The sequence below is a fragment of the Hansschlegelia beijingensis genome (assembly GCF_045505405.1).
GTDB classification, from domain to species: Bacteria; Pseudomonadota; Alphaproteobacteria; order Rhizobiales; family Methylopilaceae; genus Methylopila; species Methylopila beijingensis_A.
Genome location: NZ_JBJKEX010000527.1, coordinates 1 through 1328, shown reverse-complemented (window position 1 = coordinate 1328; position 1328 = coordinate 1). Strand labels below are relative to the sequence as shown.

1 protein-coding gene is annotated in these 1328 nt (G+C 72.7%); it reads right to left on the bottom strand.

What is annotated here, in order from left to right; translation table 11 throughout:
* Window positions 1-1328 (bottom strand): 4-alpha-glucanotransferase (malQ, locus tag ACIKT0_RS18370; protein ID WP_407106762.1); only part of this gene is annotated, 1328 nt, incomplete at both ends.

Genomic DNA, 1328 nt, shown 5'->3' with positions numbered 1-1328 from the left:
GCTCGCCTTCGGCCGCGCCCGCCTCGCGGAAGGTCGCCCACAGCAGCGGCCGGTCAGTCGCGCGCTGGGCGGCGGCCCCCGCCTCGTCGTCGCCGAACTGGTCGCCGGGGATCGAGGCCTTGAGCTTGATGTCCGCGCCCGACCACCAGCCGGCCGTGGTCGGCAGGTCGTGGGTGGTGCTCATCGCGAGCGCCTCAGGCGGATAGGCGCTGGGGGCGAAGAAGCGCCGCTCGTCCCGCTCGAACTGCAGTACGCGCATGCCCGCGACACCGGCCTCCGCCAGACGCTCGCGGAAGCCCTCCGGCACGGTGCCGAGATCCTCGCCCACCACCACGGCGCCGTGGCGGTGGGACTCGAGCGCGATCAGCCTCAGCATGTCGTCGAGCGGCAGGCTGAGATAGGCGCCTTCCGTGGCGCGCGCCCCGTCGGGCGCCATCCAGAGCCGGGTCAGCCCCATGACGTGGTCGATCCGCACGCCGCCTGCGTGCCGCATGCAGGCCCGCAGCGTCGCCAGGAAGGGCGCGAAGCCTGTCGCCCTGAGCGCAAGCGGCGAGAAGGTCGCAAGCCCCCAGGACTGGCCATTCGGATTGAACAGATCGGGCGGGGAGCCGACCGAAAGGCCGACCAGCACGTCCTTGTGCCGGCTCCAGGCGTGGCTGCCGCCGGCGTCCATGCCGACCGCGAGGTCGGAGATCAGGCCGATCGACATGCCGGAATCGCGCGCGGCCTTCTGGGCGGCGGCGAGCGAGCGGTCCGCGATCCACTGCATGAAGATGTGGAAGTCGACCTCGCCGGCCGCCCGCGCCGCGAACGCCGCGACGTCCGGGCTGTCGGGGTCGCGCAGCGGCTCGGGCCAGGAGCGCCAGTCCCACTGCGAAGGATCGGCGCCGAAGCGCTCGGCGTGCAGCGCCTCGAAGCGCGCATGCTGCTCCAGCAACTCCCCGCCATCCTTGCGGAAGGCCGCGAAGTCGAGCGCGAGCCGTCCGCCCGTCTGCTGCTGGTCGAAGGCGCGGAAGCTCTCGAACAGGGCTCGCAGCGTGGCGAGCTTGGCGGCCGCCGCCGTCGGCCAGTCGATCAGAGCCGCGCCTTCGCCGGCGCGCCGCGTGTCGCCGGCGCCCGAAGCCTCGATGGCCTCTGCCACCCGGTCCTCGCCGAACAGGAACTCCGGGTCGGCGTTGAGCGGATTGAGGAACAGGCGGCTCGACGGCGAATAGGGCCCGAAATGGTGCGGATCGGCGCTGAAGCCGGCGTGCAGCGGGCTCAGCACCAGCGACTTCGCGGCCAGGATCATCGGCAAGGTGAGGGTGATGCGGGGCTCCATCGCCGCG